The sequence below is a fragment of the Trichothermofontia sp. genome (assembly GCF_053493415.1).
On the sequence record NZ_JBRCAD010000092.1, the window covers coordinates 1 to 22,896 of the forward strand.

19 protein-coding genes are annotated in these 22,896 nt (G+C 45.4%); 17 read left to right on the forward strand and 2 right to left on the reverse strand.

All coding sequences use genetic code 11. The features are described 5' to 3' along the window. On the reverse strand, positions 1–408 hold a 408-nt coding region (locus ACWIUF_RS07745), incomplete at its 3' end, for an LptA/OstA family protein (protein ID WP_448571712.1). Between the two features lie 628 nt (positions 409–1,036). Here ACWIUF_RS07745 and ACWIUF_RS07750 point away from each other — a divergent pair. The 16 genes from ACWIUF_RS07750 to ACWIUF_RS07825 all read left to right on the forward strand — a co-directional run bounded on the left by ACWIUF_RS07750 (position 1,037) and on the right by ACWIUF_RS07825 (position 20,615). Next, complete coding sequence (locus tag ACWIUF_RS07750) at positions 1,037–2,476, forward strand: FAD-dependent oxidoreductase (protein ID WP_448571713.1); 1,440 nt, start codon at positions 1,037–1,039, stop codon at positions 2,474–2,476. Between the two features lie 34 nt (positions 2,477–2,510). Continuing rightward, a complete protein-coding gene (locus tag ACWIUF_RS07755; RefSeq protein WP_448571714.1) occupies positions 2,511–3,587 on the forward strand; it encodes a glycosyltransferase family 2 protein in 1,077 nt (358 codons plus the stop codon). A gap of 5 nt (positions 3,588–3,592) precedes the next feature. Beyond that, positions 3,593–4,714: a glycosyltransferase family 2 protein gene (locus tag ACWIUF_RS07760; protein WP_448571715.1), complete on the forward strand. Its 1,122-nt coding sequence runs from the start codon at positions 3,593–3,595 to the stop codon at positions 4,712–4,714. Between the two features lie 2 nt (positions 4,715–4,716). After that, positions 4,717–5,541 carry an ABC transporter permease gene (locus ACWIUF_RS07765; RefSeq protein WP_448571716.1) on the forward strand — a complete coding sequence of 275 codons (825 nt, stop codon included), beginning with the start codon at positions 4,717–4,719 and terminating at the stop codon, positions 5,539–5,541. Positions 5,542–5,552: 11 nt separating this feature from the next. Next, complete coding sequence (locus ACWIUF_RS07770) at positions 5,553–6,893, forward strand: ABC transporter ATP-binding protein (protein ID WP_448571717.1); 1,341 nt, start codon at positions 5,553–5,555, stop codon at positions 6,891–6,893. 85 nt (positions 6,894–6,978) lie between these two features. After that, positions 6,979–9,666, forward strand: a complete 2,688-nt coding sequence (locus ACWIUF_RS07775) for a glycosyltransferase (protein WP_448571718.1) — start codon at positions 6,979–6,981, stop codon at positions 9,664–9,666. Between the two features lie 6 nt (positions 9,667–9,672). Then, positions 9,673–10,683, forward strand: a complete 1,011-nt coding sequence (locus tag ACWIUF_RS07780; protein WP_448571719.1) for a glycosyltransferase family 2 protein — start codon at positions 9,673–9,675, stop codon at positions 10,681–10,683. A gap of 2 nt (positions 10,684–10,685) precedes the next feature. Beyond that, positions 10,686–12,380: a glycosyltransferase gene (locus ACWIUF_RS07785; RefSeq protein WP_448571720.1), complete on the forward strand. Its 1,695-nt coding sequence runs from the start codon at positions 10,686–10,688 to the stop codon at positions 12,378–12,380. Positions 12,381–12,432: 52 nt separating this feature from the next. After that, the gene (locus ACWIUF_RS07790; RefSeq protein ID WP_448571721.1) at positions 12,433–13,698 is read left to right on the forward strand and encodes a glycosyltransferase family 4 protein; all 1,266 of its coding nucleotides are present in this window, start codon (positions 12,433–12,435) and stop codon (positions 13,696–13,698) included. Positions 13,699–13,807: 109 nt separating this feature from the next. Continuing rightward, positions 13,808–14,767: a glycosyltransferase family 2 protein gene (locus ACWIUF_RS07795; protein WP_448571722.1), complete on the forward strand. Its 960-nt coding sequence runs from the start codon at positions 13,808–13,810 to the stop codon at positions 14,765–14,767. Between the two features lie 107 nt (positions 14,768–14,874). Next, complete coding sequence (locus ACWIUF_RS07800; RefSeq protein WP_448571723.1) at positions 14,875–15,549, forward strand: class I SAM-dependent methyltransferase; 675 nt, start codon at positions 14,875–14,877, stop codon at positions 15,547–15,549. Next, positions 15,550–16,593 carry a polysaccharide deacetylase family protein gene (locus tag ACWIUF_RS07805; RefSeq protein ID WP_448571724.1) on the forward strand — a complete coding sequence of 348 codons (1,044 nt, stop codon included), beginning with the start codon at positions 15,550–15,552 and terminating at the stop codon, positions 16,591–16,593. A 6-nt stretch (positions 16,594–16,599) separates the two neighbouring features. Next, complete coding sequence (locus ACWIUF_RS07810; protein WP_448571725.1) at positions 16,600–17,559, forward strand: glycosyltransferase family A protein; 960 nt, start codon at positions 16,600–16,602, stop codon at positions 17,557–17,559. After that, positions 17,556–18,818, forward strand: coding sequence for a glycosyltransferase family 2 protein (locus ACWIUF_RS07815; RefSeq protein WP_448571726.1), 1,263 nt, complete (start codon positions 17,556–17,558; stop codon positions 18,816–18,818). The genes ACWIUF_RS07810 and ACWIUF_RS07815 overlap by 4 nt, the downstream gene beginning before the upstream one ends. Before the next feature lie 22 nt (positions 18,819–18,840). Continuing rightward, complete coding sequence (locus ACWIUF_RS07820) at positions 18,841–19,767, forward strand: NAD-dependent epimerase/dehydratase family protein (protein WP_448571727.1); 927 nt, start codon at positions 18,841–18,843, stop codon at positions 19,765–19,767. 74 nt (positions 19,768–19,841) lie between these two features. After that, positions 19,842–20,615 carry an HAD family hydrolase gene (locus ACWIUF_RS07825; RefSeq protein ID WP_448571728.1) on the forward strand — a complete coding sequence of 258 codons (774 nt, stop codon included), beginning with the start codon at positions 19,842–19,844 and terminating at the stop codon, positions 20,613–20,615. Here the strand turns inward: ACWIUF_RS07825 and ACWIUF_RS07830 are convergent. Next, positions 20,612–20,830 carry a hypothetical protein gene (locus ACWIUF_RS07830; protein WP_448571729.1) on the reverse strand — a complete coding sequence of 73 codons (219 nt, stop codon included), beginning with the start codon at positions 20,828–20,830 and terminating at the stop codon, positions 20,612–20,614. The genes ACWIUF_RS07825 and ACWIUF_RS07830 overlap by 4 nt on opposite strands. Before the next feature lie 423 nt (positions 20,831–21,253). Between ACWIUF_RS07830 and ACWIUF_RS07835 the strand changes: the two genes are divergently transcribed. After that, on the forward strand, positions 21,254–22,896 hold a 1,643-nt coding region (locus tag ACWIUF_RS07835), incomplete at its 3' end, for a GspE/PulE family protein (RefSeq protein ID WP_448571730.1).

Here is a 22,896-nt window from a genome sequence, read left to right on the forward strand (position 1 = left end):
GGACACAATATAGATGGATTCCACCTGGCTGGTGGGCTGGGGATGGGCAATGAAGCGTCCCTCATCAATCAAATAGGTGACGGTTTCCCCCCGCAGGCTGTTGCCTTCCTGTAGGACAAAGACATCCCCCGTCAGGATAATCCGCCGCTCCTTACTGAAATATTGGGCCTGGGCTGAAGTGGCCTGGATCTGCCGGGAGGGATAGTTAATCTGGACATTCCCCCGCGCCGTGACCACACCTGTCTTAGCGTTTGCTTCCTGCACATCCGAGCGCAGGGTGAGGGCACGTCCAGGCGCTTCACCCGTTGCTTGTGCCTGCCCTTGGGGCAAAGCTGGCGGCAGAAGCATCGCCCCCACGGCAAGGGCTGGAGGCAGGAAAACGCTGAGATAATGCCAACGCCTGTTCATGGCTGTTAAGGTCACCTGACTTAAAGGGGATAGACAGTCGCCCAGGATTAGCGGACGGCTGCGCCGCCAACCCTATCTTGATCGTACCAAGATTCCCGGCGATCGAGTTAGAGGCTGGCTGCCCCCACTGTAACCGCTAGATTGGGGAGCTTCAAGTCTGGGGGGTACTGCTTGAGAACGAGCGTGTCCCCCACCCCCACTGCAACCGATCCCGCTAGTCTCCTGGGTTTACAGCACTTCCATACTCAGTGAGGTACAGGCAAGGGGCTTAAGCCCCTTGTTCGCAAGGCTTGACAGCACTTCATTAGAGAGGGAACGGCTGTATCTCGGCATTACCCGTGAGATTACTTAGATAAAGTTTCAGTGAAGCCCTTATTTTTTTGAAGTACACCTGCCACAATACTACTTAAGGCAAGTCTATCCTTTTCCCGCTAACGCTATCTTGTCCATCGCCGAGACCGAAACTGGAGAGGCTTGTTGCTGAGTGTGTATTTACCTGGTGCCGAAAGTTCTTTTCGCTATTTATTCGTCATGAACTCTGCCTAACCCTTCTTCAACCTTGGAGAAATGGCTGAGAATAACCCCTAGCCTGATTGCCCTGATTTATATCACCCATTAAGAGAAGTCTATGGTTGCTACAGAATGCTTGGAGGAAACGCCAACCCGCTTGGGCGGCGGCTACGTGGTTCTAGGTGGGGGCATCGCGGGCCTAACTATTGCCCGTGAACTCCTGAAGCAAGGTTGCCAGGTCACCCTGGTCGAGAAGGGAGCCGAGGTTGGGGGCCTTGCCCGCACATTTGAGCGGGATGGCTTCCGGTTTGACATTGGGGGCCATCGCTTCCATAGTAACAACCCCTCAGTGATGCAGTGGCTCAAGGATCTCTTGGAGGCGGATTTGCTCACCGTGCCGCGTTTCAGCCACATTTATCTCAACCGCCAATTTGTGGACTATCCGATTCAATTTCCAGGTGCCCTGACCATCTTCTCGCCGTTCAAGGCGATTGAAATGATTGGCAGCTACCTGACGGCCAAGGTCACTGAGCGCCAGCGCCAGGACGTGTCCTTTGAGGATTGGGTGATCAAGCGCTATGGTCGGGCGCTCTATGAGGTCTTTTTCCAACCCTACACGGAAAAAGTTTGGGGTATCCCCTGCGATCGCCTATCTGCCGCTTGGGCATCGCAGCGCATTGGGATTCCCAGTATGTGGCGGGCGGTTCGTCATGCGATTTTCCCGCCACAAAATGCTCCCGCTACGGCCATCTCCCAGTTCTACTATCCCCGTGAGGGATTTGGCCTGATCCCGGAAACCCTACGACAAGAGATTGTTCGGATGGGGGGTACCATTCATACGTCCACGACGGTGAATACCCTGCGGCCCCTGGAATCGGGTGGGTTTGAGGTGACCTTACGGCATCGGGAGGGGCAGACGCACACCTTAAGTGCGGATCAGGTGATTTCGACGATTCCGCTGAACTACTTACTTGAAGCGATTCCCGCCGAGTTGGGCAGTTGCGAGGCGCTAGAGCAGTATGACCTGGAATACCGGGATTTGATTTGTCTGTTCCTGGCGATCGATAAGCAGCAGGTGAGTCAGGATAGTTGGACCTATTTCCCTGATCGCAATTTAATGTTTGGGCGAACCCATGAACCCAAGAACTGGTCCGCGGCGATGATCCCGGACGATCGCTATACCTCCTTAGCGGTGGAGATTTTTGCGAGTCGTGGGGAGCCGACGTGGCAGATGTCGGATGAAGAAATTACCGCCACAGTGGTGGGGCAAATGCATGCGATCGGCTGGGTCAGCGAACCCGATGTGTTTAAGAGTTGGGTTCTGCGGGTACCCTATGCCTATCCGGTCTACAACATTGGTTACCAGGAGAAACTCCAGCGGGTGAAGGACTACTTGGGCCAATGGCCAAATCTGCATCTCTTGGGCCGGACGGGATCGTTCCATTACATGAACAGTGATGGCGTGATTGAGGATGTTTTCCGCTTGATGGCACAACTGTTCCCCGAGGACCCCACAGCGGTCAGTTCACTGGCCAGTGCGACGGGTCGCTGGATGTAGGGATTAGGGAGGAATTGCAATTATGGTAGGGACTATGCCTTTCCTGTCAGTGCTCGTTCCCGTTTATAACGGGGGGCAGGCCTTTGTGGATTGCCTGCAAGCCTTGGCAAGCTCGGAATACAAAGATTGGGAATTGATTATTATCAATGACGGGTCTGAAGACGATTCCGTACAGGTGGCAACGGCATTTGGGGCAACCCTCTTGCACACACGGGGGCGGGTGGGACCAGGGGCAGCCCGCAATCAGGGTGCCCAAATTGCGAGGGGTGAGTACCTGTGCTTTATTGATGCCGATTGCGAGGTCCACCCCGATACGCTGGGTAACTTGGTTGAGGTGCTGCAACAACAGCCGGGGCTAGATGCGGTTTTTGGGTCCTATGATGATGCGCCTAAGGCCGATAATTTTGTCGCGCAGTTTAAAAACCTGATGCACCACTACGTGCATCAAGTGAGTTCGGAACGGGCCTCGACGTTCTGGGCTGGTTGTGGTGCAGTACGCCGATCGACGTTCCTGGCGATCGGGGGGTTTAATACGCAGCGTTATCCGCGACCCAGCATTGAAGATATTGATTTGGGGTTCCGCATTTTCCGGCTGGGGGGCAAAATTCTTCTGGCTAAGCAGGTGCAGGTGAAGCACCATAAAGCTTGGACTCTGCCGAACCTGGTCAAGACGGATATCCTCGATCGGGGGGTACCTTGGACGCGCTTGCTCTTGACGAATAATACGGGCCTTCGTAATGATCTGAACCTCAGTGTGGCAAGTCGTCTGAGTGTGGTGACGATATTCACGATGATTGCGGTTTTGCTGGGTAGCCTCTTGAATGCCTACCTCCTCTGGTTATTGCTAGTGGGTGTGGTGGCGTTGTTGTGGCTCAACTGGGATGTCTATCGCTTTTTCTATCAAAAGCGGGGATTTGTTTTTGCCCTACGCAGTGTTGGGATGCACTGGTTGTATTATTTCTACAGTGGCCTAGCCTTCATTTTGGGGCACCTCTGGCAGTGGCAAAGTGCCTGGAAGGGTGAAACGGCTCACCGTTTGCGTACCCAAATTAGTTCCCTGCTTCCCCCGGAGTATCGGGCCTATTTCCCGAAGATCTATACGGCTCCCTAGCACCTATGGCACAACCCCAAACATTACCCCTCGTTTCTGTGATTGTGCCAGCCTATAATGCTGAGCCGTTTCTCGCAAAAACGCTGGATTCGATTTTGGCCCAAACCTATCCCCACTTTGAGGCGTTGGTGATTGATGATGGGTCTACGGATCAAACGGCGGCGATCGCGCAAGCCTATGGCGATCGTGATCCCCGGATTCGCCTGCTGCAACAGCCGAATGGTGGGGTAGCGGCTGCTCGGAATTTCGGAATTCAGACGGCGAAGGGGGAGTTCATTGCGCCGATCGATGCGGATGATCTCTGGTATCCCCAAAATCTGGAAAAGCAAATCGCCTGCTTTCTACGCAGTGATCCCAATGTCGGGGTGGTCTATGCGTGGTCAAGCTATATTGATGAAAATGGCTTACCATTAGCAGGTTGCCGAGCCTTTGCAATTCAGGGTGATGTTTTTCTGACGCTGCTTTGCCATGATTTTTTGGGCAATGCCAGTGCATCCGTGATCCGTCGCTGCTGCTTGGAGCAAGTGGGCCTTTATAGTACTGAACTGCGTGCCCAGGGTGCTCAAGGCTGTGAGGATCTGGACTTATACTTGCGGCTGGCGGAACATTACCAATTTCAAGTTGTGCCAGAGTTCCTAATTGGTTACCGCAAGTTGTCGAGCAGTATGTCCCGTAATTACACTACGATGGCAAACTCCTATTGTCAGGTGCTTGCGTGGGTCCATCAACGCTATCCGAATCTGCCAGAGCGCTTGTTACGGTTATCCAAGGGCAATTTTTTCATGTATTTAGCGTTTGAGAGCGATCGCTCAGGAGATGATGCCCAAACCGAGCACTGGATTAGGCAGGCGTTACAGGTTGATCCCTTCACGCCACGCTTGCGCCCGAGCTTCTATCGCCTATTATTAGAAGGTTACCGATATCGTTTAGGTACAAAGTCAGGGTTGTCGGCAGTGTTGCCTGTTGGGCCACAACCTGTGGTCGCGAATCGAGAGGCGATCGCGCATCAGTTGTCCGCCACACTTAAGGTCAAGATGATGGTATTGATTGGGCATTTATTTCATCATTTGCTGCCCCTGTTTGCTGGCTTCTACCGACAGGCAACTCCTATGGCAAGGTCTTGCTAGCTATGACCAACACAACTTTAGTCATTAAGGCTGGACAAGCCAATAAACGATATTGGGCAGATATTTGGCGCTATCGAGAACTGCTCTATTTTCTAGCTTGGCGCGATATTCTTGTTCGTTACAAGCAAACGGCAATTGGGCTGTTGTGGGCTTTAATGCGTCCATTTATCACAATGGTGATTTTTACAGTTGTCTTTGGTAAAATTGCCCAGTTGCCGTCTGACAATGCCCCTTATCCAATTTTAGTCTTTTCAGCAATGCTGCCTTGGCAGTTTTTCTCTAGTGCTTTGATGGATTGCAGCAATAGCCTCATCAATGATGCTAGCCTGATTTCCAAGATTTATTTTCCGCGCCTGATTGTGCCTGCCAGTTCAGTGGTGGTTAATTTTGTGGATTTTGTTGTCTCTGGGATGATCTTGCTGGGGTTAATGGCCTGGTACAATTTCGTCCCCAGTTGGCGGATTCTAACGTTGCCATTTTTTATCGCGATCGCGATCGCCCTGACGCTGGGAGCAGGACTCTGGTTCTCAGCCCTGAATGTACAATTCCGCGATTTTCGCTATATTGTGCCTTTCCTCGTCCAGTTTGGATTATATGTTTCACCTGTTGGCTTTAGTAGTAGTGTGATTCCAAGAGAATGGTTCTTGCTTTATTCGCTCAATCCAATGGTTGGGGTAATTGACGGATTTCGTTGGGCTATTATTGGCAATGCGGAAGGATTATATTTGCCAGGGTTTGTGCTATCACTAATTTTAGTGGCTTTAGTCCTCATAAGCGGGATCTGGTTTTTCCGTAAAACGGAACGGCGATTCGCAGATGTTATCTGAGATATCTCATAATGAGTGATGCCGTGATTAAGGTCGAGAATCTAGGCAAAAAATACCTGTTACAGCATCAACAACTGGCAGGTCAAATAACCTTGAAAGACTATCTGGTGGATGCTGCTAAGGCGGTAGGACAGCAAATTCGTCGTTTTGGTCAGCGTGGTTATGAACTAAAAAACAGTCGGGAAGAATTTTGGGCATTAAAGGATATCTCTTTTGAAGTAAAACAGGGCGATCGCCTAGGAATTATTGGGCGCAACGGTGCAGGCAAGTCCACACTCCTAAAAATTTTGAGCCAGATAACAGAGCCAACAACCGGCGAAATTCAGCTTCAAGGTCGGGTAGCTAGCTTATTAGAAGTCGGTACTGGGTTTCATCCTGATCTAACAGGACGAGAAAATATTTTTCTGAATGGCTCGATTCTAGGGATGACTAATGCTGAAATAAAGAAGAAGTTTGATGAAATTGTAGCGTTTGCTGAAATTGATAAATTCCTAGATACACCGGTAAAACGGTACTCGTCAGGAATGTATGTACGTCTGGCTTTTGCTGTAGCTGCTCATCTAGAGCCAGAAATCCTGATTATTGATGAAGTTCTAGCTGTAGGAGATATGCAATTTCAAAAGAAATGTCTTGGCAAAATGCAGAGCGTTTCTCAAGATGAAGGGCGCACAGTCCTATTTGTTAGTCATAGTATGGACACAATTCAACGACTATGCCCCCAATGCCTTTTCCTAGAAAAGGGGCAGATTGCTAACTACGGTAAAACGAGCGATATTATACCATACTATCTATCTAGTAATTTTGCTACGGTGAAAGCCAATCAGTGGTTTGATGTCTCTAGCTTGCCACGGCTAGGAACAGGTGATGTTCGTTTTAAGGCGATTAAATTTACTAGTAATAATGAACAAGTTGCCTGTCAAGCTTATTCGGATGGCAAACTTGATGTTGAATTTATTATTGAAGCTGATTATGCTACATCAGTTGGAAGTCTCGCAGTGGTAATTTCTACTCAAAATGGAGTACAATTAGTTAATGTTGACATTGTGGAAACTGGTGAAGTTGCGTTTCTCGAAAAAGGTTTCAATCTAGTCAAAATAAATATTGAAAAATTACATTTAAGACCTGGAATCTATATCGTAGGCTTATGGGCAGACAAATTTGGTACTAGCCCCCCTGATGATGCATTTGATTATATAGACATGGCATTTGAAATTGAGGTGGCACAACTTTCGGAAAGGGAGTTTGGGATGGAAGACACCTATAGTTTTGTGACTTGTCAATTTAGATTACTGAATGTACAACATTTGTCCAAAATAGATTTTATGGAATCTTCCAATAAAATCCTAAGTTAGAATAAATTAGAATAAATCGAATAAGTTAAAGCTCATAATAATAAAAATTAGAGAATTCATTACATTGCAGTGAAGAGGTGACAATATGAGTATAAAAATATCTGTCATTATCCCTGCGTATAATGCAGCTAGCACAATTGCTGATACTTTGCGATCGCTTTTAGCGCAAACTTTCTCAGACTGGGAAGCAATTGTTGTTAATGACGGTTCCAGTGATAACACAGAAGACGTTGTTAAAGAGTTTATCAAGCAGGATCAGCGTATCTGCCTAATCAACCAGAAAAACAAGGGGGCAAGTGGGGCACGTAACACGGGTTTACAAATAGCGCATTATGACTGGCTATTATTTTTAGATTCTGATGACTGGATTTTCTCTCAACATTTAGAAAAACTAAGCTCAAAACTAAATGCTGATCCCAGCCTTGATGTAGTTTATTGTGGCTGGACTTATGCATTGCCAGATGGTGAATATGTCTTTTCTAGCTTGCCAGAAACATGGGGAGATCTATTTTTACATTTTGCTCAAGGCTGTGTCTCTATTGTGCATACTTTTATTGTGCGCAAAACCTTAGTGGACACCTTCGGTCCTTTTGATAGTGCCATGCGTTCCTGTGAAGATTGGGCCTTATGGCAGCGGATTGCTCGAAGTACGGCCCGCTTTGGTGTTGTCAACGAAGTGTTAGCCGTCTACCGAACGCGACCGGATTCATTAACGCGTAACGGTTATCAACTTTTAAAAGATGGTATTCAAGTTTTAACTTGGGGACATGGGCCTGATCCACGCTCACTTACCATCCACCCGGTTTATCCCAATGGTTTACCGATCGCTGAATTAACTGAACAAAAACTTTATCTCCTTTGTGCCTGTGCAGGTTATTTAATCGGTGGGATGAAAAATCCTAACCACTTGTTTGACTTGCTTGATGAAACGAGTTTTTCTAAACTAGATGCTTATTATGTAGCTCATTCCCTTTTTGTACACATCTTTGTAGCTGCATCTCAACCTCGTTCTGAGTGGTACGGACTTTGGGACAGCCGTCAAGAGTATCTTAAGAACTTTCTGGATCTTCTTGAAGTTAAATCTGGAACTTCTAAATTAAGTCTTTCTGCCTATGGAAATTTCCAACTTTTGCTTGGAAAGTATGCCAAGCCTAGGGATCTATCCCAATTTATAGTCCAAAAATATGCAGATTTTGTTTTACTAAAACGCCCAATTTTATATTTTATCTATCGAGTAAAACAGTTTATAAAGTGTAATCTTTGGACATGGATACTAATATGGCCGCAGATACGTGGCTTAGCATATCGAATTTATAATCACTTGATGCCAGCAAAACAACTCAGCACTGATCATCCTATTTACAATCCTCAACAGTATTTTGAAAATTTATTCAAAGATCAACCTAATCCTTGGGACTATACTAATAAATATGAACAGACCAAATATGAGCAGACCTTAAATATAATTCCCGAAGTAGCAAAAGATAGAGTACTAGAGATTGCGTGTGCCGAGGGATATTTTACAGTGCAATTGGCACCACAGGTCAGATCATTGCTAGCAGTTGATGTTTCTCAGACTGCATTAGTTCGTTGTCAACAGCGCTGTGCTACGTTTAGTAACGTCAACTTTCAGTGTCTTGATTTTGTCAGAGAAGCAATACCTGACAATTTTGATTTACTCATTTGCAGTGAAGTATTATATTTTGTAGCCGATCGCTCTAGTTTAGCAAGTATTGTGCAGAAATTTGTTAATGCCATTAAAGTAGGTGGTTATCTAGTAATGACTCATTCTAATGTGTTAGTTGATGATCCAAACAGTTCTGGCTTTTCTTGGGATCATGCGATCGGTGGCAAGTTTATTGGAGAAACCTTTTCAAGGTGCTGTGCCTTAAACTATGTGAAAGAATTACAAACACCTCTTTATCGTATCCAACTATTTCAGCGCAATGAGCGTCCATGTCAACTTAGCAAAAAAAACAAGCCAGAATCTATTGAAATTTATAATGACTTAGAATATCAATATCTCCCCCAAGAAATTGCTGAAGGAATAGTCATAAATAAAATTAATTCTTTGCCTATTCTTTCCTATACTGAAGTTGTACTCCAAGATCAAACTGACTTTCCTGACCAGATTTCCCTGGTGAACTTTGAAAAGCAACTGCGTTATTTAAAGGAAGCAGGATACTATAGTCTAAAAGTAGAGGATTGGGGATACTCCATACTAGAAAATTATCCTTTAAAAGATCGAGCTGTTGTCCTTCTATTTAAAGAATGTCGAAAAAGCTTTCTAGAATATGCATGGCCATTAATTCAGGATTATGGTTTTTCTGCAACTTTATGTATTTATGGATCTGAAGTTGGAAAATCAAAAACTTTTGACCCTTTTCAGAAAAATCAGGAAATTTCTCTGATTGAGTGGCCACAAATTCGTAAGCTCCAATCGCAAGGCGTTAGTTTTGCTGCATACTCTATGCATCGTCAATTACTAACCTCCTTATCACCTCAAAAAATCTGGTACGAAATTCAAAAGTCAAGGTCTATACTTGAAAGTGAATTAGCGATTTCAATGCCAATCTTTGTGTATCCCTATGGTAAATCTAATGCTTTTATAGAGTATCTCGCTGGAGTCGCTGGCTATAACTTTGCAATTACTGAATATTCTGGCTTTTGTGATCAAAATAAATCCTTTTTGAGACTACCCGAAATAAAAATAGAAAGCTCTGACACACTGGAAAGGTTTATCAAAAAGATAACTCCATATAAACACCTCTAAAATATTATGACAACAACTAATTTTCCTAGCACTAAGCCACTAGTCTCAGTCATAATTGCTTTTTTAAATGGACAGAATTATATTTCAGAAGCGATTGAGAGTGTGATAGCTCAAACTTATGGTAACTGGGAAATCATGTTAGTTGATGATGGCTCAACTGACCATAGCATGGAAATTGCTTTAGACTATTCAAGACGATATCCAGAAAAGATTTATTATCTGGAACATCCTGAACATCAGAATTTAGGACTAGGTCTTTCTCGTAATTTAGGAATACGGCAATCCAAGGGAGAATATATTGCTTTTCTTGATGCTGACGACATTTGGTTACCTCAAAAGTTGGAAAAGCAGCTTAGCATTTTTCAAGACTATCCTAAGGCAGGTATGGTTTTCGGAGCACACAATCGTTGGTATAGCTGGACCGGTAATCACGAAGACTTAGGAAAAGATCAAGAATTTTTACCGATCTGGGGTTCAGATATCCAGCCTAATACCTTAGTTCAGCCGCCTAAATTTTTTATTGATTATTTATATAACAAGTTAGGTACCCCACTCACTTGCAGCGTTCTGATTCGACGTCAAGTTATTGATGAAATAGGTTATTTTGATCGAGAAGTTTCCTTCCTGAATGAGGATGGCCCATTTTTTGCTAGAATTTATCTAAAGGTACCTATATTTATGGAGAATGCTTGTTGGGATCGATATCGTCAACATGGTCGAAGCATTACCGCGATCGCCCGTGAGAGGGGAGAATGGTTTGATGAAGATGTTCCCCAACCTGTGCATCTAGCCGAGATGCTTCTGATAGAAAAATATCTCCGAGAGCAGGGTGTAACCGATCCCAAAATTTGGCAGGCAATGAATGCTCAGCTTTTTCCTTACCGACATCCTAATTTGTATAAAGGTAAACAGATCTTGAAGAAGGTCAAAAATATGCTAAAACAAGTTCTATATAGAAGAAATAAAAAAACTAGGGGGAAAGAGTTTGTAAAACTCTCGCAACTTTTTAGGAGCTAATCATGACTGCGCAGCTATCTTCTAATGCAAATTTGTTAATCCGTTTTAGTATTATTATCCCAACTTATCAACGACGAGATGTTGTAGTTCAATCAGTACAAGCTCTAGAAAAACAAATATTTGATGATAACTTTGAAGTAATTGTTGTAGTGGATGGTTCAACGGATGCTTCAGGCGATGCTTTACGTCAGTTAAGGCTTGGTTTTCCATTAAAAGTTATTGAACAGCCTAACCAGGGACGAGCGACCGCACTCAATAACGGCGCGGCAGCCGCAGAGGGAGAGCTTTTACTTTTTCTTGATGATGACATGGAGGCGCATCCCCATCTCCTACAAGAGCACGATCGTACTCACCAACAGGGGGCTGATATGGTTATTGGCCATATTCCCCTCCACCCAGACTCTCCTAAAAACTTTTTGAGCAAATCTGTTAAGACATGGGCTGATGAGCGAGCCGAACTTCTTTCTCAGCCAAATACTCAGCTAACACTGCATGATTTGATTACAGGACAAGCTTCTTTAGCAAAACATATTTTTCAGCACTTAGGTGGGTTCAATGCGAATTTTAACCGTAACGGCTTTTTTGGTAATGAAGATCTTGATTTCTGCTATCGATTGCAACAACAAGGCTATAAGGCTGTATTTAATCCCCAGGCAATTAGTTGGCAAAAATATGTTGTAACGCCTCGACAATATTTGCGACAATATCGTCAAGCCGGACGAGCAGATGTTTTATTTGCAAGACTACATCCTGAAGAGGCAGCAAGCTTATTTTATCGCTCTGAAACCCTGGCAGATCGCGTAATTTTGCGATGGTTGCGTTGGCTAATTCGGTGGTTTATCTTAGGCATTTTAGATCGAGGAAATGAGAGTGAGTTCGCAACTAAAGTATTCTTTAAGCTAGTCAATTTGGAATACTTCCAAGGTGTACGGGATGCTGGCGGAATTCCTCAACCTAGGCCCCTAAGGATTCTCTGCTATCACTCTATCTCTGATTTAGCGAAGACCCCTATTCTAGAAAGCTACGGTGTTCCACCAGAGCAGTTTCGGCAACAAATGGAGCTTCTCATTAAGTGGGATTATCGATTTATTGACACGAGTGAGTTATTACGATTTCTTAAAGGGAAGGGTGGACTACCTAAACGCTCTATTCTAATCACCTTTGATGATTGTTATCAAGATGTTCTTGACTTTGGAATGCCAATCTTGAAAGAGTATGGTATTCCCGCGATCGCGTTTGCTGTTACGCGTCGTCTAGGCGGTACTAATGAATGGGATCAAAAAATTGGTGCGCCTGCACTTCAGTTGATGAATACGGAAGGATTAAAACAACTGGTTGCTGGTGGGTTTGTTATTGGTGCGCACTCTCAAACTCATCCTCAGTTAACCCAGATATCAGAAGATCAGTTAATGCCTGAGATTAAGGGGGCTATTGATGATTTAGAAAACGTTGGTATATCCAAACCTAGTTTATTTGCCTATCCTCATGGAGAATATAACGAAAAAGTTATTGAGATTGCTCAGAACATTGGTTTAGAAGCAGCTTTCACTGTTGAGCCGAATTTCGTCAATCCGGGTGTTCATCCTTATAAAATTCCGCGTTTTGAAATTTTTCGAGAAGATATGGGTTGGAAGTTTCGCTGGAAGGTTTTGACCGCAGGACGTTCTTGGAAAAAAATGCTTTTAAACCAGGCTTAGGTTTTGTATGCTTTTAAAATAAAATAGAAGTATGAACAATACAGGAAAAAATATGAAAATCTCATTTATTAGCTTTGAATGTCCGCCAGATGCAGCCTATGGTGGCATTGGAACCTATGTATATCAAGCGGCAAAGATGATGCATCAACGAGGGCATCATGTTGAGGTCTTCAGTAGTAGCCCTGACCGTGAAGGCTGTTTTATAGAGGATGGATTCACAGTTCATCGAATCCTAGAAGAAGACTATTTAAGATTTGGAGAACGAATTGCTCCCGTTTGGGCAAAGCGCCATGAGGAAATTAAATTTGATGTTTTAGAAGGACCAGAGTATGGTGCAGATGCGCGTGTTGCTGTCCACTTAGTCCCTGATATTCCTTTAGTTGTAAAACTGCATACGCCTACCTTTATGACTGCTCAAGGGACATTTGAAGCAATGCCTTTTTTCCATCCTTTTCGCTACAAGATGCTATCTGAAGAGTGGAAAGCCAGACTAAAGTACTATTTATTTACAATTACACAGAGGGAAATACCTTCTTGGCGTTATACAAACTATTTTGAAGTGGCTACTGAAAGAAACCATACTCTGCAAGCAGATGTTATCGTGGCCCCTTCACGAGAAATTGGCCAAAAGCTAACTAAGCAATGGTGCTTAGACTCTGATAAAATCATGTATTTCCCATATCCCTATATTCCTGATCCTGCCCTTCTCAGTATCCCAGTTGACAGCCACACTAATACGATTACTTTTTTAGGTCGTATTGAAGTTCGTAAAGGTGTGCTAGATTTAGCCAAAGCTATTCCAATTATTTGTGAAAAATTTTCTAAAGTTAAATTTCGTTTTGTAGGCTCAGTTGAGTTTTCTCCTCGGAGAGATTTAAATATGAAACAATTTTTAGAGCTTAAGCTGCAATCTTATTTAAGCTATACTGAATTTGTTAGTTCTGTCCCTTTGGCTCAGATTCCGCAAATAATGGCTACAACTGATGTCTGCATATTTCCAAGCATTTGGGATAATTTTCCTAATGTTTGCTTGGAAGCTATGTCTGCTGCCAGGGGAGTAGTTGGCACTAATGCAGGTGGTATGGCAGAAATGTTAGACGAAAATCGAGTAGGTCGGCTTGTCCCGCCACGCAGTCCCCACAAAATTGCCGCTGCGGTTTTAGAATTATTAGAAAATCCTGACTTGAGAATGGAATTAGGACGAAAAGCTCGGCAGAGAATTTTAGATGTTTATAACTTAGAAAAAGTTGGAGTTTCTCAAGAAGCTAGTTATAAAACTGCGATCGCAAGGCGAAAACAACTGGGTCCACGCTTTTAAATATCAATTTTTGAATTTACAAAATTTATGTTGCAAATCTTTAATGCCAAAATTACAGTTTAGATTTCTCTGAATCCTTCATCTCTTGAAAAGTTCTAACATTACACCTATGGAATCAATATCATTAGTTTCTATTGTTGTTTCTATTTATAATGCTGGACAGTTTCTTCAAGAAGCTATTGAAAGTATTTTATCTCAAACCTATAGTCGCTGGGAACTCTTCCTAGTTGATGATGGTTCTATTGATCACAGCCCACAAATTGCTCAAGAATACACAAAAAAACACCCCGAAAAAATCTTCTATCTAGAACACCCAAATCATCAAAATTGTGGTGTTTGTTCAACACGCAACTTGGGAGTTGCTCATGCTAAGGGAAAATATGTAGCTTTTTTGGATTCCGATGATGTTTGGTTACCCCATAAACTGGCTTACCAAGTCGATATTATGGAAACCTATCCAGAGATCGGAATGGTGTTTAGCATGAGTCGTTACTGGAGTACTTGGGACCCAAATGTTGTAAGATCGAGTCAAGATTACATTCCCAATCCTGGTCTTAAGACTAATACATTGTACTCTCCAGGAGAATTAACTATTATCTGCTATCCACTAGGTAATGCTCAAGCACCCTGTCCATCCAATATTTTGTTGCGCAGGAATATTTTCGATACTATCGGCGGTTTTGAAGAGGGTTTTCAGAAGGGGTACCAGCTCTATGAGGATCAAGCTTTTCTCAGCAAGGTTTATCTGGCAACTTCAGTTTATGTCGCTAGTGAGTGTTTAGACTACTATCGTCTTCATCAAAAGTCTTGTATGGCAACAACAAAAAACTACCTTGAAATCAGGCTATTTTTCCTAAAATGGTTTGAATCGTATTTAAATTCTAAACAAATTGATGACAAAAAAATTTGGCAAGCATTAGAAACAGCAAAATGGCCCTACAAATATCCTCGTTTGTATTATTTATTGATGTTGCCTAAAAAGATCTATCTTCGCTTAAAAAATTGCCTGAAGAAAGTTCTTTTTCAGCTTTGGGTAGCTCCTAGCCTAGGCTCGGTATCTGGTCCATAAAATTATCGAATTCCTGTGAATTATTATCCTACTTTTTAATAATGAGGTGCTGAAATGTTTTTTTTTTCTCTTCTAAACCCTATTGGCTCCGATATTTATTGACAGTTGTGAAAGGTAATCCTCCCCTAGGAAAAATAAATTTTGGAGATTTACGAAATATCCAACCCATTAGTCGTCAGTTTGGCTACGATCGTGGTCAACCCGTTGATCGCTATTATATCGAAAACTTTTTAAATAAATATAGTCAAGACATTCGAGGACGCGTTCTCGAAATTGGCGATGATTCTTATACACGACAATTCGGCGGTAATCGCGTTTCTAAACGAGATGTTTTACATATTGAAGCTGGTAACCCGTGCGCAACTTTTGTTGGCGACTTAACTAACGCTGATCACATTCCTTCTAACATTTTTGATTGCTTGATATTAACACAAACATTACAGTTTATCTATGAGGTTCCCAAGGCTCTCGAAACTGTTTATAGAATTTTAAAACCTAATGGAGTAGTGCTGGCTACTTTTTCTGGTATTAGTCAAACTCCGAGTGATCAGTGGGGTAGTTATCACTGTTGGAATTTTACAACCATATCTGCCCGTAAGTTGTTTGAAGCTACTTTTTCTCCGGATAACCTTGAACTTGAAGCTCATGGTAATGTATTAACAACGATCGCTTTTCTTGAAGGAATTTCTGCGGAGGAACTCACTCAAGAGGAACTCAACTTTCACGATCGCTACTATGAAATGTTAATTACTGTTCGTGCTGTTAAAACTGAGGAGTCCTGAATGAGGAGATTCCGGCAAAAGGTAACGCGGAAGGCCAAACAGTCGGTTGAATGGCTGCTGAGCCGCTTTGGCAATCGAGCGCTTATCTTGATGTACCACCAAGTGGCTGAACCCGATCAAGATCCCTGGGCCTTAGCCGTCACCCCTAAACATTTTGCAGAACATTTGCAGATATTACGACAGAATGCGAACCCCATGAGCCTAGAGGCATTAGCCCAAGCTCATCAAGAGGGCAATATTCCGGAGCGTGCTGTAGCCATTACTTTTGACGATGGCTATGTTGATAACTTTAAAAATGCAAGTCCCCTATTAGAACAGTACGAAGTCCCAGCCACATTTTTTATTGCCACAGGCTATACCGGTCAAAACCAGGAGTTTTGGTGGGATGAGTTAGCTCGAATTGTCTTGACACCTGGAACCCTTCCCCCGGTTTTAACGCTGACCCTAGCAGACCGAACCCATACGTGGCAATTGGGACAGGCGATCGCCTATACCCAGGAAGATCAAGCCAACGATCGCCGTTATAAACCCTGGGAAGCCCCATCCGGTTCCCGTTTAGCCTTCTACACGACTATTTGGGAGCACTTGCGTCCTCTCGCCATGTCCGAACAGCAACAGGCGATCGCGGAGATTCGGGCCTGGGCGCAGGATACCTCAACTACCCGTGCTGACTATCGCCCCATGACGATTGATGAAATCAGACAACTCGATCAGGGCGGTATCGTGACGATTGGTGCCCATACCGTCAGCCATCCCAACCTGTCTATTCAACCTCTAGAGCGGCAAAGAACTGAATTAGCCGAGAGTAAACAAACCTTAGAGAATTGGCTGAACCGGCCAGTCACCCTATTTGCCTATCCGTTTGGGGATTACGCACCGGAAACCGTTCCTATCGTCCAGAATGTTGGCTTTAGCTGTGCTTGTACGACAGTCCCCAAGAGTGTTTGGCGTGGTAGCGATCGTTTTCAACTTCCCCGTCAGGCAGTAGAAAATTGGTCTGGTGAAGAATTTGCTCGACACTTATCTCTATGGTTTAATAACTAGCTCAATATGGCGACTCATCCTCTCGTCTCTGGTATTATTATTTTCCTAAATGCAGAAACGTATCTTGAAGAAGCTATTGAGAGTATTCTTGCGCAAACGTATCCTAACTGGGAATTACTCTTAGTGGATGACGGTTCAACAGATAGGAGTACTCAAATTGCCCAGATTTATGCTCAGAAATATCCAGATAAAATTCGTTATTTAGAGCATGAAAGTCATCAAAATTTGGGCATGAGTGCTACACGTAACTTAGGTATTCGCGAAGCGAAAGGCAAATATGTTGCCCTCCTAGATGCTGACGATGTCTGGCTATCTCAAAAGCTGGAAAAGCAAGTTATGTTACTAGAGAATAACCCTGACATTGGTATTGTCTTTGGCCCAACCCAATATTGGTTTAGCTGGACCGGTAAGCCAGAGGATAACAATCGTGATATTCTTAGGGAAATTGGGGTGAAACCAGACAAAGTGTATACTCCCCCTACACTACTGATTAAAATGCTTAAAAATGAAGCTAATGCACCGGCTACCTGTAGTATTTTAATGCTGCGATCACTCATGGTAGAGCTAGGGGGATTTGAAGATAGTTTCCGAAGTCTCTTTGAAGATCGGGCTTTCTTTACTAAGGTGTATCTCAAAATTCCGGCTTTAGTTGTGACTGAACACTACGATCGCTATCGTCAACATCTAGATTCAGCTTGTTATGTTGAGCAACGTTCCGGCAAGTATAAGCCCACGAAATATAGTGAACCTCATTTTCAGTATCTTAAATGGGTAGAGACCTATCTAAAAGAACAACATATTGATGATCCGCAAGTTTGGCAAGCCTTAAAAATTGGCTTATTACCCTATCAAAATGTAACTCTACATTATCTTTATCGAATACAACGATATATCAAAGCAAGCCTATTGAAAATTATTAATTTACTTACCCATTATATAGATCAAGTATTTACTATAAAATCATGAATATATTTCATCCTTTTCAAATTATTCATATTCATCTTGAAAAAGATGACTGGAAAACTGCGATCGATGAAAATTACTTAGCTTTTTATTTTGTCTTTTGGTGGCATGGTATCCCTCTAGGTGATAAGGAATTCACTCGACCTCAATTACCAACTTCAACCGAGGCATTACTAGAGATAGCTACACCTATTATTCTCCCTAATTTAAAGGCAAGTTTAATCGATGCATCGATCTCCCTACCTCTGGATCTTATTCAGAACACCACCTTAATCCCTGCTAATGCAGAGATGTTAAAGAAATGGGAACCCTATGTTTTACGGCTACGATCAGTATATTCACAAACCGTAGAGAGTACTGTCTCAGTTGTCATTTGTACTCGCGATCGTCCTGAGCATCTTGCCCAATGTTTAGAGTCCTTACTGCATCTATCTCCTCTGCCTGAAGAAATTATTGTTGTTGACAATGCTCCCGCTTCGGATGCAACGCAATTACTCGTTGCCAACCTACCACAAATTCGCTATGTCTTAGAACCGCGACCAGGATTGGATTATGCGCGTAATGCTGGCATTAAAAATAGTACTAAAAATATTATTGTTTACACAGATGATGATGTTTTAATTCACCCTAACTGGATTCAACAGATAAAGCGTGCTTTTGCAGATCCAGAAACAATGGCAGTTACAGGGTTGGTTTTTGCCGCCGAGCTAGAAACGGAATCTCAATATATTTTTGAAAAGTTTTGGAGTTTTAACCGTGGGTATCAACCTCTCGTTTATGATAGGGTCTACTTTCGGAAGTATTGGGTTATTGGCGCTCCGGCTTGGCGGATCGGAGCAGGTGCTAATATGGCATTTAGACGGGAAATCTTTAGCAAAATCGGGGATTTTGATGAGCGCCTAGACGTTGGTGCAGCAGGTTGTAGCGGTGACTCTGAACTCTGGTATCGCATTTTAGCATTGGGCTTTACCTGCCGCTATGATCCGCTGGTTGTTGCCTACCATTGCCATCGCCGCGAAATGGCTGGCCTTAAAAAACAGATTTTCTACTATATGCGCGGTCATATAACAGAGTTACTCATTCGCTTTGAGCGTTTTCATCATCTTGGTAATTTGATCCGAATTGCCCTCTCACCTATTTATCTCTCTAAAGTTTTTCTTGCAAGTCTACTCATGAACCGTCCACAACGATTGGCAACCCTTAAACAGGAGATATTAGGATCTTTATCGGGAATTCATTTTTATTTTAAAGGATGTCGATAAATTATTGCTGTGGTGGATTATTATGCATTTTTTAGTGACAGGTGGCCTAGGCTTTATTGGATCTCATCTACTCGAAGAACTTCTCTTAAAAGGATATCGAATTACTGTTATTGATAACTTCTTGACAGGTAAGCTTCAAAATTTACCTGATAGCGATCGCCTGCGTTTGATTGAGAAAAGTGTCCTTAGTTGTAACTCTTTGGATCTACCGGAAAAATATGATGGTCTGGTGCATCTAGCGGCAACACCATCGGTTACCCAATCCTGGTTAGAACCAATGGCCACCCATGAGAATAATATTTCAGCCACGGTTGCCGTGATCCAACTCTGCCAACAACTGTCCATTCCGCGCCTTGTTTTTGCCAGCTCTGCTGCTGTCTATGGTAATCCGCAGGCAGTCCCGATCGCGGAAACAGCACCCACCCAGCCTATTTCACCCTATGGTCTCCAAAAGCTAGCCGGGGAACAATATATCGCCCTCTTTAGCCAGTACTTAGGCATCTCCTCCGTAAGCCTGCGTCTGTTTAATGTTTTTGGCCCTCGCCAAGATCCCAATTCCCCCTACTCCGGTGTCATTTCCATCTTCAGCAAAGCGATGCGTGAAGGTCGATCAATCTCGATCAACGGCGATGGTAGCCAAACCAGGGACTTTATTTACGTTAAAGATGTCGCAACGGCCTTTGCTCAAGCCCTAACCATATCATTGGCACCAGGCGCTTCACTGGTGTGCAATATTGGTACCAGTAAGGCAATTTCCCTGATTCAGCTAAAAAACACCTTACAAGCCTGTTTCCCAGAATGGCAGGCTGAAACGATTTTTACGGATGCACGTCCTGGTGATATTCAGGCTTCGCAAGCCAATATTACGATCGCCCAGCAATTCCTAAACTTTGCCCCACGGTACACCCTCCAGGAGGGCCTACTTGCCTTAAAAGCCAGTCTAGCTTAGTTGCACCAGTCGGGCCTGGGGACGCGTATTATCAGATCCGTCCTCGTTGCGATCGCGTTTTGTCCAGGAGTGCTATGTTGCAGTCGTCGCTTACCCTCGAACACTTTGATGCGGTTTTGTTTGATCTCGATGGGGTCATTACCCCCACGGCCAACCTCCATGCGCTCTCCTGGCAACGAATGTTCGATCCCTTTCTGGAAGCGCGATCGCGGGCAACGGGTGAACCCTGGCAGCCGCTCGATATTGACCAGGACTACAAACGCTATCTAGATGGTCGCATTCGTTACGAAGCCGTCGCTGCCTTGCTCGCTTCCCGCCAGATTAGTTTGCCCTATGGTGCCTCCGACGATGCACCGGGCCACGACACCATTTGCGCCCTTGGTAACCTCAAGGACAAACTATTTGACGGCATCCTGCAATCCGAGGACCTGCAAGCCTATCCCGGCTCGATCGCCCTGATCGAGTATTGCCGTACCCAGGGGTTCCAGATTGCCGTGGTTTCCTCCAGCCGTAACTGTGAACAAGTCCTGCGGCGGATTGGCCTCATTGACTGGTTCCCCGTGCGGATTGATGGCATCGTGGCCGAACAGTTAAACCTACCGGGCAAACCCGCCCCCGACACCTACATTAAGGCCGCCGCCCAATTAGGCATCGCTCCCCAGCGGGCAGTGGTGATTGAAGATGCGATCGCGGGCGTGCAAGCCGGACGGGCAGGCGAATTTGGGCTGGTTGTCGGGGTCGATCGCCACGGGGACCCCGATCGTTTGTGGCAACAGGGTGCCGATTGCGTCGTTCAGGATTTAGCCGATCTGTTACCCCGATCCCAGAATGCGCTCAAACAGCCCTAATCAGGATTGCCGCTGCATCCTAGACAAACCGAGAACAGGGCGAGGATGCTCCCCACCTCGATCAACAGTTGTAAGGGCAGGGGGGCTGACGCTAACCCCCAAACCACAAAGCCAACACCTAGCAGGATTGTGACCAACAAAAAGACCTCATCCCGTAGCTGCCGTGCCAGCCAAAAGGCCCCAAACCCGATCGCCCAAAGGAACAGATAATGCATCGTGTTTCGTGCCCAATCCTTTTGATGTCCAGTAAAAGCTTGTGTTAACCAGTATGGGAGAGGTTGGCATAACCGCAGGGCGATTCAACCCCGTACGCGGGTCTAAAAACGGCCTAAAAACATTGACGCCTAATCTACGCAACCGGTCACACGACGCTACATTTTTTAACTGTAACCCAATCAACCCATCGCCGTAGACCAAGGAAGACCCAGGACGGTAGATTGCCCACTCATTTGGGCAGAAATAGATTTTCTGGGGCTAAACAGTCAAATCTCCGACCAGACTGTCAGATTAGGTGGAATGATCGGGCATCCTTGCACTAGAGGCTTCCACTAAAGTCTGGACACTGAGGTCTGTGGGTGCATGTCTAGGTTAGGTTAACTGGATGAATTCAGCAGGGGACCCCCCTGACGGAGACCGCTATGGAACGCGCTACCCCCCCCCTGTCCGTTTGGCAGCGCCTGCGACGGCAGGAATTTGACTGTGAAACAGCCTTAAGCCTACTGGTTGATCCCCAGGGCAAGGTGAACCTGAGCCTCCTGGACACCGAGGTAACCTATCGGTTTTTGCGCGAATTTCCCGATCGCAGTGCCCTTCCCCCCGTCATCCCCTTGCTGCTGTGGCGCAGTTGTTTCTACCTCGGCAGTCCTATCCCCCTCGCGATCGAACAAATCCGGCAGTTAGGCGATCGCACGCTGACGAGCATCAAGGTGGTCCCGATCGCGGAAAAAAGCTACCGTGCCTGGTATCACAGCCTGAATTTTGACCACACCTGCATCAATGCCGATCCCCTCGTCAATCCCCTCACGGGCGAAGTTGAGCAGGAGGACATTGGTGAGACCACCGAGCTTTACCTGTCCAAAGCCGTAGACCAGATTGGCCGCATTCGTACCCTGATCTCCGGTGCCCTGCGCAACCGCGCCAGTGACATCCACCTGGAACCCACCCCCTCTGGGCTGCGAGTGCGTTACCGAATCGATGGCATCCTGCGCGATATTACGGTCCTCCCCCTGGAGATCAGTCGGCGGGTAGTCGTTGCCTTGAAGGTCATGTCTGACATTGACATTGGTGACAGTCGGCGACCCCAGGATGGTCGCATTGGTGAGAAGTATGCGACCCACCAGGCGGAAGGACTGGGGTTGGATATGCGCGTGAGCACCCTTCCCTGTGTGGGGGGTGAGAAAGCCGTGATTCGGCTCTTGCCAGCCCAGAATCCCTTTACGGACATTCAAAGCCTGGGCTTTACCCCGCGATCGCTCGCCCTTTATCAGCACTGGATACAACAACCCCAGGGCATGATTATCTTCACTGGCCCCACCGGTTCCGGCAAAACCAGCACCCTCTATACCACCCTCCAAGCCGTGGCCCAGGAGCACGTCAACGTCGTCACCGTCGAAGACCCGGTGGAATATCAACTGCAAAATATTACCCAAACCCAGGTAAACGAAGCGGCTGGCATGACGTTTGCGGCGGGTCTCCGGGCGATCCTACGCCAGGACCCGGACATCATCATGGTAGGGGAAATTCGTGATCATGAAACCGCTGAAACTGCCGTGCGGGCTGCCTTAACCGGCCACCTCGTCTTTACCACCCTGCATACCAACGACGCGATCGGGGCCATTCCCCGAATGAAGGACATCGGTCCCGATCCCGGCCTGATCAGCGATGCCCTGTTGGGAATTGTGGCCCAACGCCTCGTGCGTAAGATTTGTCCCCATTGCACCGCACCCTACACCCCCACCCAACGGGAGTTGGAAATTCTCGAACTATCGCCCACCGTCGGGAATACCCAGGGTTGGCGACAGGGGCAGGGTTGCGCCAAATGCTTTAACTCCGGTTACCTAGGGCGGGAGGCGGTCATTGAGGTTTTGAACGTCGATGAGACCGTGCGCGATATTATTCATGAAGGCACCATTACCCAACTACGGCGGTACTTATATAAAACTGAATTTGAATCCTTCCGGATGGCTGCGATCGCCAAAGTAACCACTGGTATTACCACCCTCTCGGAGGTTATGCGAGTCCTCCCCCACAGTGCCCTCTTCCCCCGATCGCCCCGCAATCC